20 protein-coding genes are annotated in these 19,015 nt (G+C 70.6%); 3 read left to right on the top strand and 17 right to left on the bottom strand.

Annotated elements, in window-relative coordinates; translation table 11 throughout:
• Window positions 1-114: 114 nt before the first annotated feature.
• Window positions 115-531: a hypothetical protein gene (locus MT346_RS12875; RefSeq protein WP_243563473.1), complete on the top strand. Its 417-nt coding sequence runs from the start codon at window positions 115-117 to the stop codon at window positions 529-531.
• 88 nt (window positions 532-619) lie between these two features.
• Here MT346_RS12875 and MT346_RS12870 read toward each other — a convergent pair whose 3' ends face one another.
• Window positions 620-3,142, bottom strand: coding sequence for an ATP-dependent Clp protease ATP-binding subunit (locus tag MT346_RS12870; RefSeq protein ID WP_056126530.1), 2,523 nt, complete (start codon window positions 3,140-3,142; stop codon window positions 620-622).
• Window positions 3,143-3,435: 293 nt separating this feature from the next.
• On the opposite strand from MT346_RS12870, the gene MT346_RS12865 reads away from it, so the two are divergent.
• Window positions 3,436-4,368: an NAD(+)/NADH kinase gene (locus MT346_RS12865; RefSeq protein WP_243563472.1), complete on the top strand. Its 933-nt coding sequence runs from the start codon at window positions 3,436-3,438 to the stop codon at window positions 4,366-4,368.
• Between the two features lie 31 nt (window positions 4,369-4,399).
• On the opposite strand, the gene MT346_RS12860 is transcribed toward MT346_RS12865, so the two are convergent.
• The 16 genes from MT346_RS12860 to tilS form a co-directional block, all read right to left on the bottom strand.
• A complete protein-coding gene (locus MT346_RS12860; protein ID WP_243563471.1) occupies window positions 4,400-5,173 on the bottom strand; it encodes a tyrosine-protein phosphatase in 774 nt (257 codons plus the stop codon).
• Window positions 5,174-5,366: 193 nt separating this feature from the next.
• Entirely contained in the window at window positions 5,367-6,425 is a 1,059-nt protein-coding gene (locus tag MT346_RS12855; RefSeq protein ID WP_243563470.1) for a sigma-70 family RNA polymerase sigma factor, read from the bottom strand.
• Between the two features lie 336 nt (window positions 6,426-6,761).
• Window positions 6,762-6,893: a hypothetical protein gene (locus MT346_RS18135; protein WP_279397035.1), complete on the bottom strand. Its 132-nt coding sequence runs from the start codon at window positions 6,891-6,893 to the stop codon at window positions 6,762-6,764.
• A 52-nt stretch (window positions 6,894-6,945) separates the two neighbouring features.
• Window positions 6,946-7,098 carry a hypothetical protein gene (locus tag MT346_RS12850; protein WP_243563469.1) on the bottom strand — a complete coding sequence of 51 codons (153 nt, stop codon included), beginning with the start codon at window positions 7,096-7,098 and terminating at the stop codon, window positions 6,946-6,948.
• Between the two features lie 170 nt (window positions 7,099-7,268).
• Entirely contained in the window at window positions 7,269-7,472 is a 204-nt protein-coding gene (locus tag MT346_RS12845) for a hypothetical protein (RefSeq protein WP_071301300.1), read from the bottom strand.
• 85 nt (window positions 7,473-7,557) lie between these two features.
• A complete protein-coding gene (gene lysS / locus MT346_RS12840; protein ID WP_243563468.1) occupies window positions 7,558-9,087 on the bottom strand; it encodes a lysine--tRNA ligase in 1,530 nt (509 codons plus the stop codon).
• 149 nt (window positions 9,088-9,236) lie between these two features.
• Complete coding sequence (locus MT346_RS12835; RefSeq protein WP_243563467.1) at window positions 9,237-9,962, bottom strand: Rossmann-like and DUF2520 domain-containing protein; 726 nt, start codon at window positions 9,960-9,962, stop codon at window positions 9,237-9,239.
• Window positions 9,926-11,698, bottom strand: coding sequence for a PH domain-containing protein (locus MT346_RS12830; protein ID WP_243563466.1), 1,773 nt, complete (start codon window positions 11,696-11,698; stop codon window positions 9,926-9,928). The genes MT346_RS12835 and MT346_RS12830 overlap by 37 nt, the downstream gene beginning before the upstream one ends.
• 8 nt (window positions 11,699-11,706) lie before the next feature.
• Window positions 11,707-12,228 (bottom strand): PH domain-containing protein, encoded by a 522-nt coding sequence (locus MT346_RS12825; RefSeq protein ID WP_243563465.1) that lies wholly within the window; start codon window positions 12,226-12,228, stop codon window positions 11,707-11,709.
• Window positions 12,229-12,244: 16 nt separating this feature from the next.
• Complete coding sequence (locus tag MT346_RS12820; RefSeq protein ID WP_243563464.1) at window positions 12,245-12,724, bottom strand: DUF3180 domain-containing protein; 480 nt, start codon at window positions 12,722-12,724, stop codon at window positions 12,245-12,247.
• Window positions 12,721-13,332, bottom strand: coding sequence for a 2-amino-4-hydroxy-6-hydroxymethyldihydropteridine diphosphokinase (gene folK / locus MT346_RS12815; RefSeq protein WP_243563463.1), 612 nt, complete (start codon window positions 13,330-13,332; stop codon window positions 12,721-12,723). Before folK ends, MT346_RS12820 begins: the two co-directional genes overlap by 4 nt.
• Window positions 13,329-13,736 (bottom strand): dihydroneopterin aldolase, encoded by a 408-nt coding sequence (folB, locus tag MT346_RS12810; RefSeq protein WP_243563462.1) that lies wholly within the window; start codon window positions 13,734-13,736, stop codon window positions 13,329-13,331. Before folB ends, folK begins: the two co-directional genes overlap by 4 nt.
• On the bottom strand, window positions 13,733-14,617 hold the full coding sequence (gene folP, locus MT346_RS12805; RefSeq protein ID WP_243563461.1) for a dihydropteroate synthase: 885 nt from the start codon (window positions 14,615-14,617) through the stop codon (window positions 13,733-13,735). The genes folB and folP overlap by 4 nt, the downstream gene beginning before the upstream one ends.
• Window positions 14,618-14,623: 6 nt before the next feature.
• On the bottom strand, window positions 14,624-16,612 hold the full coding sequence (gene ftsH, locus MT346_RS12800) for an ATP-dependent zinc metalloprotease FtsH (RefSeq protein WP_243563460.1): 1,989 nt from the start codon (window positions 16,610-16,612) through the stop codon (window positions 14,624-14,626).
• Between the two features lie 116 nt (window positions 16,613-16,728).
• On the bottom strand, window positions 16,729-17,280 hold the full coding sequence (gene hpt, locus MT346_RS12795) for a hypoxanthine phosphoribosyltransferase (protein ID WP_243563459.1): 552 nt from the start codon (window positions 17,278-17,280) through the stop codon (window positions 16,729-16,731).
• 9 nt (window positions 17,281-17,289) lie between these two features.
• Window positions 17,290-18,327 (bottom strand): tRNA lysidine(34) synthetase TilS, encoded by a 1,038-nt coding sequence (tilS, locus tag MT346_RS12790; RefSeq protein WP_243563458.1) that lies wholly within the window; start codon window positions 18,325-18,327, stop codon window positions 17,290-17,292.
• Between the two features lie 64 nt (window positions 18,328-18,391).
• Here tilS and MT346_RS12785 point away from each other — a divergent pair, with 64 nt between their 5' ends.
• Window positions 18,392-18,883, top strand: a complete 492-nt coding sequence (locus MT346_RS12785) for an inorganic diphosphatase (RefSeq protein ID WP_243563457.1) — start codon at window positions 18,392-18,394, stop codon at window positions 18,881-18,883.
• The last annotated feature ends 132 nt before the right edge of the window (window positions 18,884-19,015 follow it).

Here is a 19,015-nt window from a genome sequence, read left to right as displayed (position 1 = left end):
CCGCACGGGGCGCCCGGGCCCCCGGGGCCCCGGGGCCTCCCGTGTATCCGTGGTCACGATGTGTACATGACATTTTAGATACGCTGTGAGTTCCCACCTTCGACAGGAGCACACATGCGCACCAAGCACATCACCGCGGTCGCGATCGGGCTGGCCCTGGCCGCCGGCCTCGCCAGCCCCGTTGCCGCGAACGCCGCCACGGCCCACCAGCACATCCAGAGCCGCGGGATGCACACCCCATCGGTCACCTCGGACAAGCCCGACGACGCGGCGTCGCCGATCCGTCTGACAGCCGGCACCACGTTCGTGCCCGGTGCGTCCACGACGCTGACCGGGACGGCAACGCCCGGGCACGAGTTGTTCGTGAGCGTCCCCGGGGCCGACATCGCGACGTCGGTCACCGTGGACGACGACGGCACGTGGTCGGTCCCGCTCGGGACGCTGCGCGGCAGCTCCTACGACGACAACGTCGCCTTCGACCAGGACGACATGGCACAGAACGTCGTCTTCACCCTGACGTCCGCAGGCTGACGCCTGGCGGCCTGGCGGCCGGCACCGCCGACAGCCGGGAGGCCCGGTGCCAGCTGGCACCGGGCCTCCCGTCTGTGCGTCGTCAGTCCTAGGACTCGATCTCGCCCTGCGGAGCCGCGTCCGTTCCGGACTCGACGGCGGCTGCTCCGGCGAGGACCTCTTCGCGACCCGGCTGACGCCCGGTCTCGAACTCGAACTTGCCTTCGCGGAAGTCGACCTTGACGTGGTCGCCCGCCGTCAGCTCACCCTGCAGGATGTGCTCGGACAGCTGGTCCTCGACCTCGTGCTGCATCGCGCGGCGCAGCGGTCGAGCACCCAGGGCGGGGTCGAACCCGACCTTGATGAGCTGCTCCTTGGCCGGCAGCGTCAGCTCGACGGTCATGTCGCGGTCGAGCATGCGGTCGGACAGCCGCTTCACGAACAGGTCCACGATCTGCAGCAGCTCGGGCTGCGACAGCTGCGGGAACACGATCGTGTCGTCGACGCGGTTCAGGAACTCGGGCTTGAAGTGCTTCTTCAGCTCCTCGTTCACCTTCGCGCGCATCCGGTCGTAGCCGACGCCCGAGTCACCCTCGACCTGGAAGCCCACCGGGCCACCGGCGATGCCCTGCGAACCGAGGTTCGTGGTCATGATGATGACAGTGTTCTTGAAGTCGACGACGCGGCCCTGACCATCGGTCAGGCGGCCCTCTTCGAGCACCTGCAGCAGCGAGTTGAAGATGTCCGGGTGGGCCTTCTCGATCTCGTCGAACAGCACCACGGAGAACGGCTTGCGACGCACCTTCTCGGTGAGCTGGCCGCCCTCTTCGAACCCGACGAACCCGGGAGGGGCACCGAACAGTCGGGAGACGGTGTGCTTCTCGCCGAACTCCGACATGTCGAGCGAGATGAGCGCGCCCTCGTCGTCGAACAGGAACTCGGCCAGGGCCTTGGCGAGCTCGGTCTTGCCGACGCCCGTCGGGCCGGCGAAGATGAACGAGCCCGACGGGCGGTTCGGGTCCTTGAGACCGGCGCGGGTGCGGCGGATCGTCTTGGACAGGGCCGAGATCGCCTCTTCTTGACCGATGACCCGCTGGTGCAGCGCCTTCTCCATGAAGACCAGACGCGAGGTCTCCTCTTCGGTGAGCTTGAACACCGGGATGCCCGTGGCCTGCGCCAGGACCTCGGCGATGATGCCCTCGTCGACGGTGCCAGAGGCGGCCACGTCACCGGCACGCCACTGCTTCTCGAGACGGAGACGCTCGCCGAGCAGCTTCTTCTCCTCGTCGCGCAGCGACGCAGCCTTCTCGAAGTCCTGCTCCTCGATGGCGGCTTCCTTCGACCCGCGAACGGTCGAGATCTTCTCGTCGAACTCGCGGAGCTCCGGCGGTGCCGACAGGATCGACAGACGCAGGCGGGCGCCGGCTTCGTCGATCAGGTCGATGGCCTTGTCCGGCAGGAAGCGGTCCTGCACGTAGCGGTCGGCCAGGTTCGCCGCAGAGACGATCGCACCGTCGGTGATGGACACCTTGTGGAACGCCTCGTACTTGTCGCGCAGGCCCTTGAGGATGTTGATGGTGTGCGGCAGCGACGGCTCGTTGACGGTCACCGACTGGAAGCGACGCTCGAGGGCGGCGTCCTTCTCGAAGTGCTTGCGGTACTCGTCGAGCGTGGTGGCACCGATGGTCTGCAGTTCACCGCGAGCCAGCAGCGGCTTGAGGATCGACGCGGCGTCGATCGCACCTTCGGCAGCACCGGCACCGACCAGCGTGTGGATCTCGTCGATGAAGACGATGATGTCGCCGCGGGTGCGGATCTCCTTCGTGACCTTCTTCAGGCGCTCCTCGAAGTCACCGCGGTAGCGGGACCCGGCGATGAGCGAACCGAGGTCGAGCGAGTAGAGCTGCTTGTCCTTGAGCGTCTCGGGGACGTCGCCCTTGACGATCGCCTGGGCGAGGCCCTCGACGACGGCGGTCTTGCCGACGCCCGGCTCACCGATCAGCACGGGGTTGTTCTTGGAGCGGCGGGAGAGGATCTGCATGACCCGCTCCATCTCCTTCTCGCGCCCGATGACGGGGTCGAGCTTGCCGTCGCGCGCGGCCTGGGTGAGGTTCCGACCGAACTGGTCCAGGACCTGCGAACCCTGCTGCGCGTTCTGCTGCTGCTCGCCGCCGACGGCGACCGCTTCCTTGCCCTGGTAGCCGGACAGCAGCTGGATGACCTGCTGGCGGACACGGTTCAGGTCAGCGCCGAGCTTGACGAGGACCTGGGCTGCGACACCCTCGCCCTCGCGGATCAGGCCGAGCAGGATGTGCTCGGTGCCGATGTAGTTGTGGCCGAGCTGGAGCGCTTCGCGCAGGGACAGCTCGAGGACCTTCTTGGCGCGCGGCGTGAACGGGATGTGCCCGGTCGGCTGCTGCTGGCCCTGCCCGATGATGTCCTGCACCTGCTCGCGCACGGCGTCGAGCGAGATGCCCAGCGACTCCAGCGCCTTGGCCGCAACGCCCTCGCCCTCGTGGATGAGGCCGAGGAGGATGTGCTCGGTGCCGATGTAGTTGTGGTTGAGCATCTTCGCTTCTTCTTGAGCGAGGACGACAACACGACGGGCTCGGTCGGTGAATCTCTCGAACATGTGCTCTCCCTTGGCCCTTCGAACCGGGCCGACAGCTGCACCGGTCTCGTGTGAGTCCGGTCACGTACTCCGAGAGTAACCAGCGCTCCCCCCTCCGGCTGCCCCTGTTCGCCGTGGGCGTGACCTCGGTGGCCCTGGCGGGCGGCAGACGGACAGGAGGCCCGGCGCACGTCCGGCACAGCACCTGCTGTCGGCCTGCTGGTCACGCTCTGTCGGCCTGTTGGTCGTGCTCTGTCCGCGTGCTGGTGGCGCTCGACGACGTGCGAGCCAGGTCGGCCCGGTAGCATCCGGCCATGGAGCAGCCCGTCGTCGGCCTCGTCGTCCACCCGACCAAGAACGTGCAGGAGTCCGTCGCGACCCTGCAGCGCTGGAACTCCTCCGGCCGCGGACGCCTGGTCGCCCGGCGGATCGACGCCGCCCGCATCAGCGCCACGATCGACGTCGTCGAGGACGAGGACTTCATCGGCATCGTCGACCTGGTGGTGGCACTCGGTGGCGACGGCACGATGCTCGGCGCGATGCGTCTGGTCGCAGGGCGTCCGGTGCCCGTGCTCGGCGTCAACCACGGGAACGTCGGGTTCCTGGTCGAGATCGAACCGCCGGAACTCGAGGCCGCGCTCGAGCGCCTGTCGGCCGGCGACTACCAGCTCGAGCCGCACCACGCGCTCGAGGCCAAGCTGTCCTGGAGCGGCGCCCGCACCGACTACCTGGCGTTCAACGACCTGACCATCGTCCGCCGCCCGGGTGCCGGACAGGTCTCCGCCGACCTGAGCGTGGGCGGGTTCGGGTACGGGTACTACCGCGCGGACGCCATCGTCGCGGCGACCCCGGCCGGGTCCACCGCCTACAACTACGCGGCCGGCGGCCCGGTGCTCTCCCCCGCGCTGTCCGGGTCCGTCGTCACGCCGGTGGCACCGATGGCCGGCATCGACCGCGCCGTGGTGCTCGCCGCCCGCGAGCGCTACCGCTTCGACATCGCCGAGGGCACCCGGAGCGCCGCGCTCGAGGTCGACGGGCTCGTCGTCGGCGAGGTCGCGATGGGGGCGCAGATCGACATGCGCCTGCGGAAGGACGCCGGCAGCGTGGTGCGGCTCGACGCCGAACGCCACGGGCGCACGGGGCGCGTCAAGCTGAGCCTGCTGGACCTGCCCGTCCGACCGGACCAGCTCATCGAGCTGATCCCGAGCGACCTGCGGCAGAAGCTGCGGCGCGAGGTCGAGGACTGACACCGAGGACACGGCCGCGGGTGCTCGGCCGTCAGTCGAGCAGCCGGTCGCGCAACGCCGTCAGGTCGTCGTCGGACAGGCCGGCCGCCCGCAGGGCGCCGGTCGCCGAACCCCACCGCTCGGTCAGGTGCGCGATGGACGCCTGCATCGCCGTCCGTGGCGACCGGGTCGCGATCTGCTGCACCGCGTCGTCGTCGACGTCCATGCCCTGCTCGTGTGCCGCCCGGACCATCGCCGACGCCGTCGCGCCGAAGGTGTCGGGCAGGAACCGCTCGGTCGCCTGGTAGTCGTCGAGCACGTCGTCGGGGTCGACACCGACCGCCAGCAGCACCAGGGCGATCACCACGCCGGTGCGGTCCTTGCCGGCAGAGCAGTGCACCAGGACGCCGGGTTCGTCGCGGGCGACACGGCGGACCGCTTCGGCCACGGCCGCCGGTTCGTCGTCGAGCAGGTGACGGTACAGCTCGGACAGCGTCGGCACGGTGGTCATCGTCGACGCTGCGCCGGCGAGCATCGGGATCGCCGTCGCCCGGACCGCGGATCCGACCAGGGCGTCCGGCGCCGCGAGCCGCTCGGCGTCGGAGCGCAGGTCGATCACGGACCGCACACCGAGCGCATCGAGCTGGCCACGCCCCTGGGTGTCGAGGCCCGCCAGGCTGCCGGAACGGAAGAGCCGGCCGGTTACGACCGTGCGACCGTCGGTGGTCCGCAGACCGCCGAGGTCACGCAGGTTGAAGGTCCCGGAGACGGCGGCGGATCGCTCGTCGCCGGTACGGCTTGCCAGGGTGTGCGCTGCGTCGGACATGGAGCTCCCGAGTCGTGGTCGATCCAGGACACGATACATCACACATCGCGACGGATACGCCCCGCACATGGATGTGGCCCGCCCGAGCAGTGCTCGAACGGGCCGTCCCATCACCCCACCGGATCGTCTTCCCACAGAACGACCCGGCTCCCCGGTCCGGCGTCGCAGTGGACACCGGCCGAAGTCGTCAGCGCTACTCGGTCAGGTAGAGCTGCATGTCCTGTGAGACCGCCTTGGCGAACAGGCGGAGCTTGGCACGCGACTCGACCCGGCTGACCGCCTGGCGCGTGGTGTGCACGATCTTCGAGATCTCGTCGAGCGTCATCGGCTTGTCGTCGTCCAGGCCGTAGCGCATGCGGATCACGTTCGCCTCGTCGCTCGGCAGTTCGGCGACGATGGACCGGATGTCGCGGTGCAGCAGCGTGGTCTCGGTGAGCTCGTTCGGGGACGCGGCGTCCTCGTCCTCGATGAAGTCACCGAGTTCGCTGTCGTCGGAGTCGCCGACCACGGTGTGGATCGACACGGGCTCGTGCGAACGGCCCTTGAGGTCGACCAGCTCTTCCACCGACATGCTCAGCTCGGCGGCGACCTCGTCGGGCATCGGCGCACGGCCGAGGTCGACGGTCAGGTCACGCTCGGTGCGCGAGATCTTGTTGATCAGCTCGACCGTGTGCACGGGGATGCGGATCGTGCGGGCCTTGTCGGCGAGACCACGCGAGATCGCCTGACGGATCCACCAGGTGGCGTACGTCGAGAACTTGTAGCCCTGCGTGAAGTCGAACTTCTCGACCGCACGGACCAGGCCGAGGTTGCCCTCCTGGATGACGTCCATGAAGGGCAGTCCACGCTGCGAGTAGCGCTTCGCGATGCTGACGACCAGGCGCAGGTTCGACGTGATCATGCGCTCCTTGGCACGTTCGCCGTCGCGGACGAGCCACTTGAGTTCGCGCTGCAGGGCCTTGGGGAGTCCGGCTTCGGTGACCAGCTTCTCGCCGGCGAACAGGCCGACCTCGATGCGGCGGGCGATGTCGGCTTCTTCCTCGGCGGTGAGGAGTGCCAGACGGCCGATGTGGCGCAGGTAGTCACCGACCTGGTCGACCGATGCACCACGGACCCCGGCGAGCTGCTCGTCCGCCTCGACCTCGGCCACGGCGCCGAGCGTCGTGCTCTCGACCTTCGTGGCCTCGGTCGTCGCGGCGGCCTTCTTGGTCCGGCGCGAGGTGGTGCTCGGTGCTGTCGTTGCGATCGTCATGTGACTCTCCCTGCATTGACGGTGACGGCGGTGGGTGAGACCAAGTAGAGCGGTCCGGGGGTGTACCCCACAAACCGATCCGATCGATTCCCAGGCTTCTCCGTGATTCACCATGGGGACCGCCGCCCTCGGGGTACACCGTGCCGCCAGTCTGCCGCGGTCGCATCCCCGAGATCAAGCGGTTCCCGTTGTGAATCCGGTGATGCAGAGGAGTTTGTTGCACGACAGCAAGGTTGTACCCCGGGGTGCAGCGCTTCGTGGACAAGCAAAAGGGGTACGTCGATCCGGATCAGGTCGATCCGGTCGCCGTACCCCGAACAGCAGGTGACGGGTGACTCACCAGGAGGGCTCGAGCCACCCCGCCCGGCGCTTGGAGACCTCGAGGTCGGCATCGCGGTCGTACTCGTCGTACTCGCTCTCGATGTCGCCGACGAGGCTGCGGACACGGAGGCGCTGGATGAGGGACATGGCGACGATGTTCACACCGCATGGCAACGCCCGCGTGAACGCGCGGCGACGCTCAGACGTCGATGTCGTCGTCGTCCTCGTCGTCCCACACGCCGTCGTCACGGGCCGGATCGGGCAGCACGGTGTGGCCGAACGCGTCGGCCGGGTCGAGGTCCGGGTCGACGGCAGCGGCGTCGCCGCTCGGCTCGCGTGTCCACGGGTGCATGCGGCCCACGGTGACACCGCCCGGTGAACGCCCGGTGTCGCGGTTCGGGCTCCGTGCGCGGACCGATGCCCCGCCGAGTCTCGGCCACGCGGACACTTCGCGGCGCACAACAGGCGCGAACTGTCCGCCGAGCCGAGACTCGGCGGGCGAGATGGCCGGCGGCGGCCGGGCTACTCCGCCGAGGCGGGGGCCGGCGCGGGGACGCCGTGCTCGCGTTCGAAGCGGGCGCGCTCCTCGGCCTCGACCTTGGCGTACGCGGCACGCTCGGTCCGGTCAGCCCGCATGATGGCGCGCATGACGAACCAGAACACGAGGCCGACCACGACGGTCGGCGTCAGGGCGAAGATGATCCCGGTCACGACTCCATGCGGCACGCGAGCATTCTAACCCTTTCGTGGTGGACGAACCGGACTCGCAGGCTCCTCCGGGGCTGGCGTCGCGCAGCGCTGGCGCGCTGCCCTAAGCTCCAGCGCCCTTCACGAGCGGGAACAGGATCGTCTCGCGGATGCCCAGGCCGGTGATCGCCATGAGCAGCCGGTCGACGCCCATGCCCATGCCACCCGACGGCGGCATCGCGTGCTCGAGTGCCCGCAGGAACTCCTCGTCGACGCGCATCGCCTCGGGGTCGCCACCGGCCGCCAGCTTGGCCTGCTCGACGAAGCGTTCGCGCTGGACGACGGGGTCCACCAGCTCGGAGTACGCCGTCGCGAGTTCGAAACCGCGCACGTACAGGTCCCACTTCTCGACGATGCCGGGACGGGTGCGGTGCTCGCGGGTCAGGGGCGAGGTGTCGACGGGGAAGTTCATCACGAACGTCGGGCGGTCGAGCGAGTCGATGACGAAGTGCTCCCAGAGCTCTTCGACGTACTTGCCGTGGGTGGCGTGTGCGACCTCGACACCCTCGGCCGCAGCCAGCTCCTGCAGCTCGGACAACGGGGTCTCGGGGGTGATCTCGCGACCGGCCGCCGACGACAGCGAGCCGTACATGTCGATGCGCGGCCACTCGCCGCCCAGGTCGTACGCGGACCCGTCGGGCAGCGTCACCTCGAGCGAGCCGCCCGTCACGGCCTTGGTGGCGTTCTGCACGAGCTCCTGCGTCAGGTCGGCCATCTGCTCGTAGTTGCCGTACGCCTGGTAGGCCTCGACCATCGCGAACTCCGGCGAGTGCGACGAGTCGGCGCCCTCGTTCCGGAAGTTCCGGTTCACCTCGAACACCCGGTCGATCCCGCCGACCACGGCCCGCTTCAGGAACAGCTCGGGCGCGATGCGCAGGTACAGCTCGGTGTCGAACGCGTTGGAGTGCGTGACGAACGGCCGTGCCGAGGCGCCGCCGTGCTGGGTCTGCAGCATCGGGGTCTCGACCTCGAGGTACTCGTGCCCCGTGAAGGTCGCACGGAGCGAGGCCATGACGGCGGCACGGGCACGGACGGTCGCACGGGCCTGGTCGCGCACGATCAGGTCGAGGTACCGCTGGCGGACGCGGGTCTCCTCGCCGAGTTCGTTGTGCAGGTTCGGCAGCGGCAGGATCGCCTTGGCAGCCATCGCCCACGCGTCGACCATGACCGACAGTTCGCCACGGCGCGAGGAGATCACCCGGCCGTGCACGAACACGTGGTCGCCCAGGTCGACGAACTCCTTCCACTGCGCCAGCGCGTCCTCGCCGACCTCGGCCAGCGACACCATCGCCTGGATGCGGGCACCGTCGCCGGACTGCAGCGTCGCGAAGCAGAGCTTGCCGGTGTTGCGCGAGAACACGACGCGGCCGGCGATGCCGACGACGTCGTCGGTCTCCTGACCGGTCTCGAGGTCCTCGTACTGCTCCCGGACCGCGGGGATGGTCGTCGTGATCGGCAGCTCGGCCGGGTAGGCCTGCACACCGGACTCGAGCAGCCGCGCGCGCTTGTCGAGGCGGACCTGCCGCTGCTCGCTGGTCTCCTGCTCGGCGAGCGCGGCAGCGTCGGTGTCGGTGGTGGCGGTCTCGTCGGTCATGCGGGTGCGGCTCCGGAGGTCGTGGGGGGACGCGTCGATGCTACCCGGCCGCGCGCACTCCCCCGGCTGCTCCGGAGACCGGGCACCGAGCACCGGGCACCGGGCACCGGGCACCGCGCACCGGGCACCGGGCACCGGGCACCGGGCACCTACAGCCGCGACTGCCCGTCCGCAGCGGCCAGCGCGTTGTCCACGGCCGACCGCACCAGGGCGCCGAGGACCCGACCGGGGTGCTCCACCCCGATGCCCGACAGGGTGCCGGCGGACTGGTCGACGATCGCGGTCGAGAAGCTGACGGCGGCCCGCACGGCATCGGCGTACGCGGGCCGGTCCTGCTCCGCGACGACGAACGGCTCCGCCCCCATCTCGACCACGAGCGCCTGCGCGATCGGCAGCACGGGCGACGGTGCCGTCACGGCGCAGTAGGCGTCGCGGAGCCGGGCGAGGTCGACACTGGTGCCGGTGAACGCCATCGCCGGGTGGATCGCCAGCGGGATCGCGCCGGCCGCCATGGCGGGAGCGAGGATGCCGACGCCGTGTTCCGGGCTCGTGTGCACGACGAGCTGCCCCGGCTGCCAGATCCCCGCGTCGGCGAGCCCCTGCACGAGCCCGACGAGCTGGTCGTCCGGCACCGCCAGCAGCACGAGTTCGCTCCGCTCGACCAGCGCGGGCGTCTCGAGGACGGGGACCCCGGGCAGCAGGGCCTCGGCGCGGTCGACACTCGACTCGGACACGGCGGTGATGCCCACGACGGCGTGCTCGGCGTTCGCGAGCGCAGCACCGAGCACCGGTCCCACCCGGCCGGCCCCGACGACGCCGACCCCCAGGCGTCCGGCCCTCACCGCACCGCTCCGGTGGGCGGGACGTCGCCCCACCCGGCCGGCGCCGGGGACCAGACGGGAGGCCCGGTGTGCCCTGGTGCCGCCCCCTGCGGTCCCGCAGGTGGTGCGCTCACGTGCCCCCGGGCCTCCTGGCCGGCTGCGTGCCCCGAGGCGGACCGCCAGCGGTGCGACGTGTCGGAGGCCGCGGCCTCGACCGCGCGTTCGGCGGTGTCGGCCCAGAGCTGCTGGGCGTCGCGCGCGTCGAGCGCGCCGATCGCCGCGGTGACGGGACCGTGCACGGTCTGCACGTGCACCGACGCCAGGCGGAGCAGGCGCTCCACGGGCCCCTGCGAGACCTTCACGCTCTGCACCCGTGGCAACGGGACGACGACGAGCGTGCGCCAGACGGCCCCCATCCGCAGCAGCACGGCGCCGGGGACGAAGCGGTACCCGTTGCGGCGCGCGGACAGCGGGCGGAGCCACCGGCCACGGCGGGGCGAGTGCTGGAAGCCACCCCGGTCGCCCGTGGTGGTCAGGCTGTCGTCGACGACGCTGACGGCCTCGGCGGATCCCTCGCGCATCCGGTCCTTCGTCGCGCCCGGGCCCACGACGGCGCTGCCGACGAGCGACGGCAGGATGATCTCGAGGACCTGGCGCACGTCCTCGGCGGTGCCCACCGGCAGCACGATCGACGACACCTGCTGGTTGTTCGACGCGCCGTTGCCTGCGTTCGTCGCCCGGTTGATGCGGATGTCCCACCAGCCGAACGGTCGCCACAGCAGCGGCTGCGCGACGCTGACGGCGTGGATGCGGCCGGGCGGCAGCGTCTCGTTCGACGTCGACACCAGGCCGAAGCCGATGCGGATGCCGTCGCGGGTGTCCGCGATCGTGTACTGCAGCGACTTCGAGAACTTGCGGACGTAGTAGCCGCCGGCGCCGATGACCGCGGGGAACAGCGAGACGAGCAGGAAGTACTCCCCCGTGACGGCGATGCTGACGATGATCGCGGCGAGCACCACGAGCAGGAACACCGTCGTGCCGGACAGCAGCAGCGACGCGATGAGCCGCCCGGGCTGCACCTTCACGATGCGCGTCGCGTGCACGGCACCGGCGTCGAGCTCGGGCGACAGGAACTCGTGCACGCGGTCGGACACGAGCCCCTCGGAGTCGTACCGGGGCTGACCGTCTGCGGCCTCGGCCTCGTCCTCCTGCGCTCCCGACGCCAGCACCAGGATGCGCTGCCGCAGGTCGTCGCCGGCCTTGGCACCCAGGTAGGCGAGCTGGACGTTGGCGTCGTTGCCGGCCTGGGCGATCTCGAGCTTGGCGGTGCCGAACAGCCGCGGGATGAGCGGCCGCGAGACGTTGATGCCCTGGATGCGGTCGAGTCGGGCCTTGCGGTGGTTGCGGAACAGCACGCCGGACCGCACCTCGACCACGTCGCCGGTGACCCGGAACTCGTGCATCCGCCACGACAGGTAGAACAGCCCGATCAACACGATGACGAAGCCGACCAGGCCGAGCAGCACCCAGCCGACGGCGCCGTGCTCGTAGACGTAGCGGACGGGGTCACCGTCCTGTTGCGGGCCGCCGCCGGGGATGACCATCTCGACCAGGGTGTCGCGCAGGTTGTTGAGCAGGATGCCGAGCACGACGATCAGGACGATGCCACCGCGCAGCAGCGGGGTCAGCGGGTGCAGGCGGTGCCACTCGCCGTCGGTCAGGGGTGCTGCCGCGGCGGCGTTCCCCCTGCGCGCCGGGGCGGGCGGTGGTGGGCCGGGTCGGAACGTCACGGTGTCCCCTAGAGCCCGGCTCGGCGGGCCTCGGCGAGTTCGACGAGCCGGTCACGCAGCTCGTCGGCGTGCTCGGCGGGGATGCCCGGGATGCGCACGTTCGTCGACGCGGCCGCGGTCACGAACTTCAGCTCGCTCATGCCGAGCGCCCGGTCGAGCGGGCCGCGGTTGACGTCCACCAGCTGCAGGCGACCGTAGGGCACCGCGGTGAAGCGTTGCCACATCAGGCCCTTGCGCAGCACGAAGTCGTCGTCGCGCAGGGCGTACCCGATCGCGCGGACGCGGCGCGGGGTCAGGATCGCGGTGATCAGCGTGGCGATGCCGATCGCGACGCCGATGAGCGTCCAGACCAGGCCGGCGCCGTCCGACGGACCGCCGCTCGCGACGCCGATCAGCACGCAACCGACGGTGACGACGACGCCGGCCAGGACGGTGGTGATGAGTTCCGTCCACACGAGCTTCGTGGACACCCGCGTCCAGTCGATGCCGGTCAGCCCGAGTCCCTGCTCGTCGAGTCGTTCGCGCGGCATCGGGCCCTCCTGGTGGTCATCGTGCCGTGGTGCCGCCCCGCGGTTCGTCGCGGTCGTCGTCGTCCGGTGGGGCGATGCACATGCGCTCGGCGACGAGGGCGCACACGGTCAGCACGATCCCACCGCCGACCGCCACGGCACTCGGCAGGGTCGAGCCTAGCGAAGGCACCACCGATCGGGTCAGCAGGTACACCAGCAGCCCGAGGGCGAAGCTTCCGAACAGCACGCCGCAGATGCTCGACGCCTTGGCCAGCACCACCACGCGCGTGGCGTAGATCGGGTCCACGCGGCGGCCGGGGTCGCCCCGGGCGTGCCGACGGACCGGCAGTGCGAGCGCGATGAGCACGATGCCGATGAAGGCCAGGGCGAAGCCGAGGGGGCTGACCAGGATGAGCGCGGGGGCCTGGCGCGAGGCCAGCGCGGCGTTCAGGGCGAAACCGGCGATGCCGGCGACGACGGCCAGGCTGACGAGCGTCGAGGCGCGGGTGGTCCTCACGAGGGCGCGTCCGTCCGTGCTCGTTCCGTCAGATCCGTCTGGTCCGTCTGGCCCGTCCGGCCCGTCCGGTCGGTCTCGTCCGGACGGGAGGCCGTGGTCGCGTCGTCGAACAGGCGCGGCTCGTCGACGCGCTCGGTGTCGTCGCCGAGTGCGGCCAGCAGGTCCGCCACCGGTCCGCGCCCGGGCAGCACGGCGTCGGGGTCGGCGTCGAGCCAGGGCGCCAGGACGAACGCCCGCTCGTGCGCGCGGGGGTGCGGCACGTCGAGGGTCTCGGTGGCGATGTGCGCGTCGCCGTAGGTCACCACGTCGAGGTCGAGCGTGCGGTCGCCCCAGCGGACCTGGCGGGTGCGGCCGTGCGCGTCCTCGACCGCGTGCAGCGCGTCGAGCAGCTGCTGGGCGCCGAGCTCGGTGTCCACGACGACGACGGCGTTGCGGTAGCGGGGCTTGCTCGTGTCGAGGCCGTCCAGGGTCAGCGCGACGGACTCGACCTCGTGCGACGACGCGACGGCGTGCACCCCGGGGATCGCGGCGACGGCGGACGCAGCGGCGCGCAGGGTGCTGCCCCGGTCGCCCAGGTTGGCACCGAGGGCGATGACGGCGCGGGTCACGCGGCACCCGGGTCGGCGGTGCGCACGCTGCCGCCCGTCGACGCGGAGCGTTCACGCCGGATCGAGATCGACACGTCGGTGAACGGCACCGTGATGGGGGCCTGCGGCTTGTGCACCGTGACCTCGGTCGCCAGGGCAGCGTCGTGGGTGAGCACCGCGGCGGCGATCCGCTCCGCCAGCGTCTCGATCAGGTCGACCGGGTCACGCTCGATCTCGGCGACGACCTGCTCGGCCAGCACCCCGTAGTGCACGGTCTTGGCCAGGTCGTCGGGACCGGCGGCGGCGTGCGCGTCGATCTCGACGGCGACGTCGACCACGAAGTCCTGCCCGTCGGCGCGTTCATGGTCGAAGACCCCGTGGTGTCCGCGGGCGCGGACCCCCGTCAAGCGGATGGTGTCGTTCACGATCGAGCTGCCCTCCAGGCTTCCCAGACGTCGAGCACGGCGCGGGAGGGGACGGGATCGTGCACGCGCACGCCCCATGCTCCCCGCTCCGCTGCCAACAGGCTGATGGCGGCGGTCGCCAGGTCGCGTTCCGCCGGTGGTGCGCCGGCAGGACTGCCGACGCCGTCGAGGAACCGCTTGCGCGACGCCGCGACCAGGACGGGCAGGCCGATCGAGGCGAACCGCTCGTAGCCGGCTAGGATCTCCCAGTTCTGCACGCCCTGCTTGGCGAAGCCCAGCCCCGGGTCGATGACGACCTGGTCCTGGTGCACGCCGAGCACGATGAGTTCAGCGACGCGCATCTCGACCTCGCGGCGGACCTCGTCGACCGCGTGGGCGTAGACCGCGTCGCGGTACATCCGGTCGCTGTGCCCGCGCCAGTGCATGACGACGAAGCCGCAGCCCGTCGACGCCACGACCCGGGCCATGTCGTCGTCGGCCAGGCCACCCGACACGTCGTTGACGATCGTCGCGCCGAGCTCGACCGCGCGTTCGGCCGTCGCCGCGTTCATGGTGTCGACGCTGACGGCGATGCCCTCGGCGACGAGCTGCTCGACCACGGGCAGCACGCGCTGCTGCTCGACCTCGACCGGCACGCGCTCGGCGCCCGGGCGGGTGGACTCGCCCCCGACGTCGACGATGTCGGCGCCCGTGTCGACCAGGTGGCGGGCATGGGCCACGGCGGCGTCGTACGCCGCGTGCAGTCCACCGTCGGAGAACGAGTCGGGCGTGACGTTGAGGATGCCCATGACCCGGGTGCTCCCCTGCTGGGAGACACCCGGGTCACGGCGACGGCTGGCCGCGGCGAGGCGGCGGTCCCGTCTCGTCGGGAGGTCGGTCATGCCGGCCTAGGCGGGAGCGATGCCGGGGTTGCCGAACGGACGGTGCCGCGGGGTCTTCGACGGCTCGCGGTCGTTCGACTCGGCTGCGGTGTTGGCCGCCTTGCCGGGGACGTCGATCGCGGGCAGGTTGCTCACCGGGCGCTTGTCGCTCGACAGCCACTGCGGGCGCTCGGGCAGCTTGCGGACGTCCTTGAAGATCTCGACCAGCTCGGGCGCGTCGAGCGTCTCCTTCTCGAGGAGCTCACCGGCCAGGCGGTCGAGGACGTCACGGTTGTCGTTGAGCACCTGGTAGGCCTCGTCGTGCGCGGCTTCGAGCAGTGCGCGGGTCTCGGCGTCGACCGTCTCGGCGATGTTCTCCGAGTAGTCGCGACCGGTGCCGCCGCTCATGTCACGGCCGACGAACGGCTCGGTGGACCCGGCGCCGAGCTTGACCGACCCGACAGCGCGGCTCATGCCGTACTCGGTGACCATCTTGCGCGCGGTGCCCGTGGCCTTCTCGATGTCGTTCGAGGCACCCGTGGTCGGGTCGTGGAAGACGATCTCCTCGGCGACGCGGCCACCCATGGCGTAGGTCAGCTGGTCGAGCAGCTCGTTGCGGGTGACGGAGTACTTGTCCTCGAGCGGGAGCACCATCGTGTAGCCCAGGGCACGGCCGCGTGGCAGGATCGTGATCTTCGTCACGGGGTCGGTGTGCCGCATCGCTGCCGCCGCCAGGGCGTGTCCGCCCTCGTGGTAGGCCGTGATCAGGCGTTCCTGGTCGGACATGATGCGCGTGCGGCGCTGCGGTCCGGCCATGACGCGGTCGACGGCCTCGTCCAGGGCACGGTTGTCGATGAGCTGCGCGTTCGAGCGGGCCGTCAGCAGAGCGGCCTCGTTCAGGACGTTCGCCAGGTCGGCGCCGGTGAAGCCCGGCGTCTTGCGTGCCAGGAGCTCGAGGTCGACACTCGCGGCGAGCGGCTTGCCCTTCGCGTGCACCTCGAGGATCTGCTTGCGTCCGGCCATCCCCGGGGCGTCGACACCGATCTGGCGGTCGAAGCGGCCCGGGCGCAGGAGCGCGGGGTCGAGCACGTCGGGGCGGTTGGTCGCGGCGATCAGGATGACGTTCGTCTTGCCGTCGAAGCCGTCCATCTCGACCAGCAGCTGGTTCAGCGTCTGCTCGCGCTCGTCGTTGCCACCACCGATGCCGGCGCCGCGGTGACGGCCGACGGCGTCGATCTCGTCGATGAAGACGATGGCCGGCGAGTTCGCCTTGGCCTGTTCGAAGAGGTCACGGACACGGCTGGCGCCGACGCCGACGAACATCTCGACGAAGTCCGAGCCGGAGATCGAGTAGAAGGGCACGCCCGCTTCGCCGGCGACGGCGCGCGCGAGCAGGGTCTTGCCGGTTCCGGGAGGGCCGTACAGCAGCACGCCCTTGGGGATCTTGGCGCCGACGGCCTGGAACTTCGCCGGCTCCTTCAGGAACTCCTTGATCTCGTGGAGTTCCTCGATCGCCTCGTCCGAACCGGCGACGTCGGCGAAGGAGACCTGCGGGTTCTCCTTGTTGTTCATCTTCGCCTTGGACTTGCCGAACTGCATGACCTTCGAGCCGCCGCCCTGGGCGCTCGAGAGCAGGAACCAGAACAGGCCGAGGATGAGCAGGAACGGCAGGAGCGTCAGGACGAGCGAGACGAACCAGTTCGACTGCTGGACGGTGTCGTTGTAGCCCTTGGGCAGGTCGGCCTGCGCGATGGCGTCCACGACCTCGGCGCCACGCGGCGTCGAGTAGTAGAACTGCTCGGTCGTGCCGCCGTCCCGCAGGGTGAGGTCGACCCGCTGCTCGGTGGAGTTGACCACCACCGACGAGACCTTGCCGTCAGCGAGCTGCTCGAGCCCCTTCTGGGTGTCGATCTGCTGCGTGCCGGACTGGCTGATGAAGGCCCATCCGATCCAGATCCCCACGAGTGCGATGAGCACGTAGAGGTACGGCCCGCGGAGGATGCGCTTGAAGTCCATGTGATCCGGGCGCCGTGGCCCGAGCCTTTCTCTGCCGGAGTTGCGTGCTGATCAGCATACGGCCGCGATTCTGTGGCGAGAATGGATGTCCTCTGCGGGCGAACTCGGAGGTTCGTCTACGAGTAGATGTGCGGGGCCAGGACCCCGATGCCACGCAGGTTGCGGTACCGCTCGTCGTAGTCGAGTCCGAAGCCCACCACGAAGGCGTCGGGGATGTCGTAGCCGACGTACTTGACGTCGACCTGCACCTTGGCTGCCTCGGGCTTGCGCAGCAGCGTGACGATCTCGACGCTTGCGGCCCCGCGGGACTCGAGGTTCTGCTTGAGCCACGACAGGGTCAGGCCGGAGTCGATGATGTCCTCGACGATGATGACGTCGCGGCCGTGCAGGTCGGTGTCGAGGTCCTTGAGGATCCGCACCACGCCGGACGACTTCGTGCCGGAGCCGTAGGACGACACCGCCATCCAGTCCATCTTCGCCTGCAGGGTCAGGTGGCGGGAGAAGTCCGCCATGACCATGACCGCACCCTTCAGGACACCGACCAGCAGGGGGTCCTTGTCGGCGTAGTCCCGGTCCACCGCGGCGGCGAGTTCGGCGATCTTGTCGTCGATCTGCTCGGGGGTGAAGAGCACTTCGGAGAGGTCGTCCTGCACGTCGGAGAGTTCCACCACGCCAGCCTAACGGTCCGGATGTTGCTGTCCGGCGGCGAACGACAGCCGGTCCCCGTCGCGGGACACCCGGACGCCGGGCAGGTCGATCGGCCCCTGCCCGCTCCACTCGGTGACCAGTCGGCAGACCTCGAGCGTCTGCAGTCGGCTGAGCGTCACGCCGAACTCGCTCTCGACCGCCAGCCGCACCAGCCGCTGCCGGAGCGCCGGCGGGTTCGCCTGCAGCTGCCGAACCGACAGCGCGATCCCCGCCTCGGAGTGCTCCGCCAGGTCCTCGGCCATCTCCTCGGCGAAGTGGTCGAGCGCCGCGGCGTCCTCGCGCAGCTGGTCGGCCGTGCGGGCGAGGGCTGCGGCGACGTCGGCACCGAGCTCGCGTTCGAGCACCGGCATCACGGCGTTCCGGACGCGCACGCGGGTGAACGCGGTGTCCTGGTTCTGTGGGTCGTGCCAGGGCGCCAGGCCGGCGGCGGCGCACGCCTGCCGCGTGGTGTGCCGACGGACGCCCAGCAGGGGGCGGCCGTAGGCCGGACCGTCGACCCGACGGGCGAGCGGCGGCATGCCGGACAGACTGTCCGGCCCGCTGCCGCGCAGCAGGCCGAGCAGGACCGTCTCGGCCTGGTCGTCCAGGGTGTGCCCGAACAGCACCAGGGGCGACCCCAGGTCCGACGCGACGTGCGCGATCGCGGTGTGGCGGGCCTCCCGTGCGGCGCCTTCCGGACCACCGTCGGAGCCGACCGTGACGCGGCGGACGGTCACCGGGTCGAGTCCCAGCTCGGACGCCTGCCGGGAGGCCCGGGTCGCCACCGCCTCGGAGCCCGCCTGAAGCGCGTGGTCGACGACCACCGCACCGGCCCGGAGCCCCTGCTTGGGCGCTTCGAACGCGGTGGCCGCGGCCAGTGCCAGCGAGTCGGGCCCGCCGCTGAGCGCGACGAGGACCAGGTCGCCGGGACCGACCACCGACGTCTCGAGCGCCTGCGCCAGGAGCGCACGGACGCCGCGCCGGGTCTCGGCGACGGCGGGATCGAGCCGGGGACGCGGAGAGTTCACCCGGTAACGTTAGCCGCGCTCTCGGAACCACCGACAGCCCCAACGACACACCAGGAGTGCAGACATGGCCGCGTACGACGTCGTCGTCGAGATCCCCAAGGGCAGCCGCAACAAGTACGAGGTGGACCACGAGACCGGTCGCGTGTACCTCGACCGCGTGCTGTTCACCTCGTTCGTCTACCCGACGGACTACGGGTTCTTCGAGAAGACCCTGGCCGACGACGGCGACCCCGTGGACGCGCTGCTGCTGCTCGAGTACCCGACCTTCCCGGGCGTCGGCGTCAAGGTCCGCCCGGTCGGCGTCTTCAAGATGAGCGACGAAGCCGGCGTCGACGCCAAGGTCCTCGTCGTCCCCGCGAAGGACCCGCGCTGGGCGCACATCCAGGACATCTCGGACGTCGACGAGCAGACCAAGGCCGAGATCGCGCACTTCTTCGAGCGCTACAAGGACCTCGAGCCGAACAAGTGGGTCAAGGCCGAGGGCTGGGGCGATGCCGCCGAGGCCGAGGCCATCGTGACGGCCGGCCAGGCCGCGTACGTGCCCGGCTCGCACTGACGCTCGTCGATCGGCGGGCCGGCGTCGCCGTGACCCGCTGATCGCACCGCGTGCTGATCGCCCCGCTGTGATCGCACCCCCGCAACGACATCGCGCCCCGTCTCCACGGGGCGCGATGTTCGTTGTGGAGCG

Origin of the sequence: Curtobacterium sp. VKM Ac-2922, from assembly GCF_022815645.1 — a bacterium.
In the GTDB taxonomy this organism is placed as follows: Bacteria; Actinomycetota; Actinomycetes; order Actinomycetales; family Microbacteriaceae; genus Curtobacterium.
The sequence above is the reverse complement of the archived record's forward strand: the minus strand, read 5'-3'. Positions and strand labels throughout refer to the sequence as shown.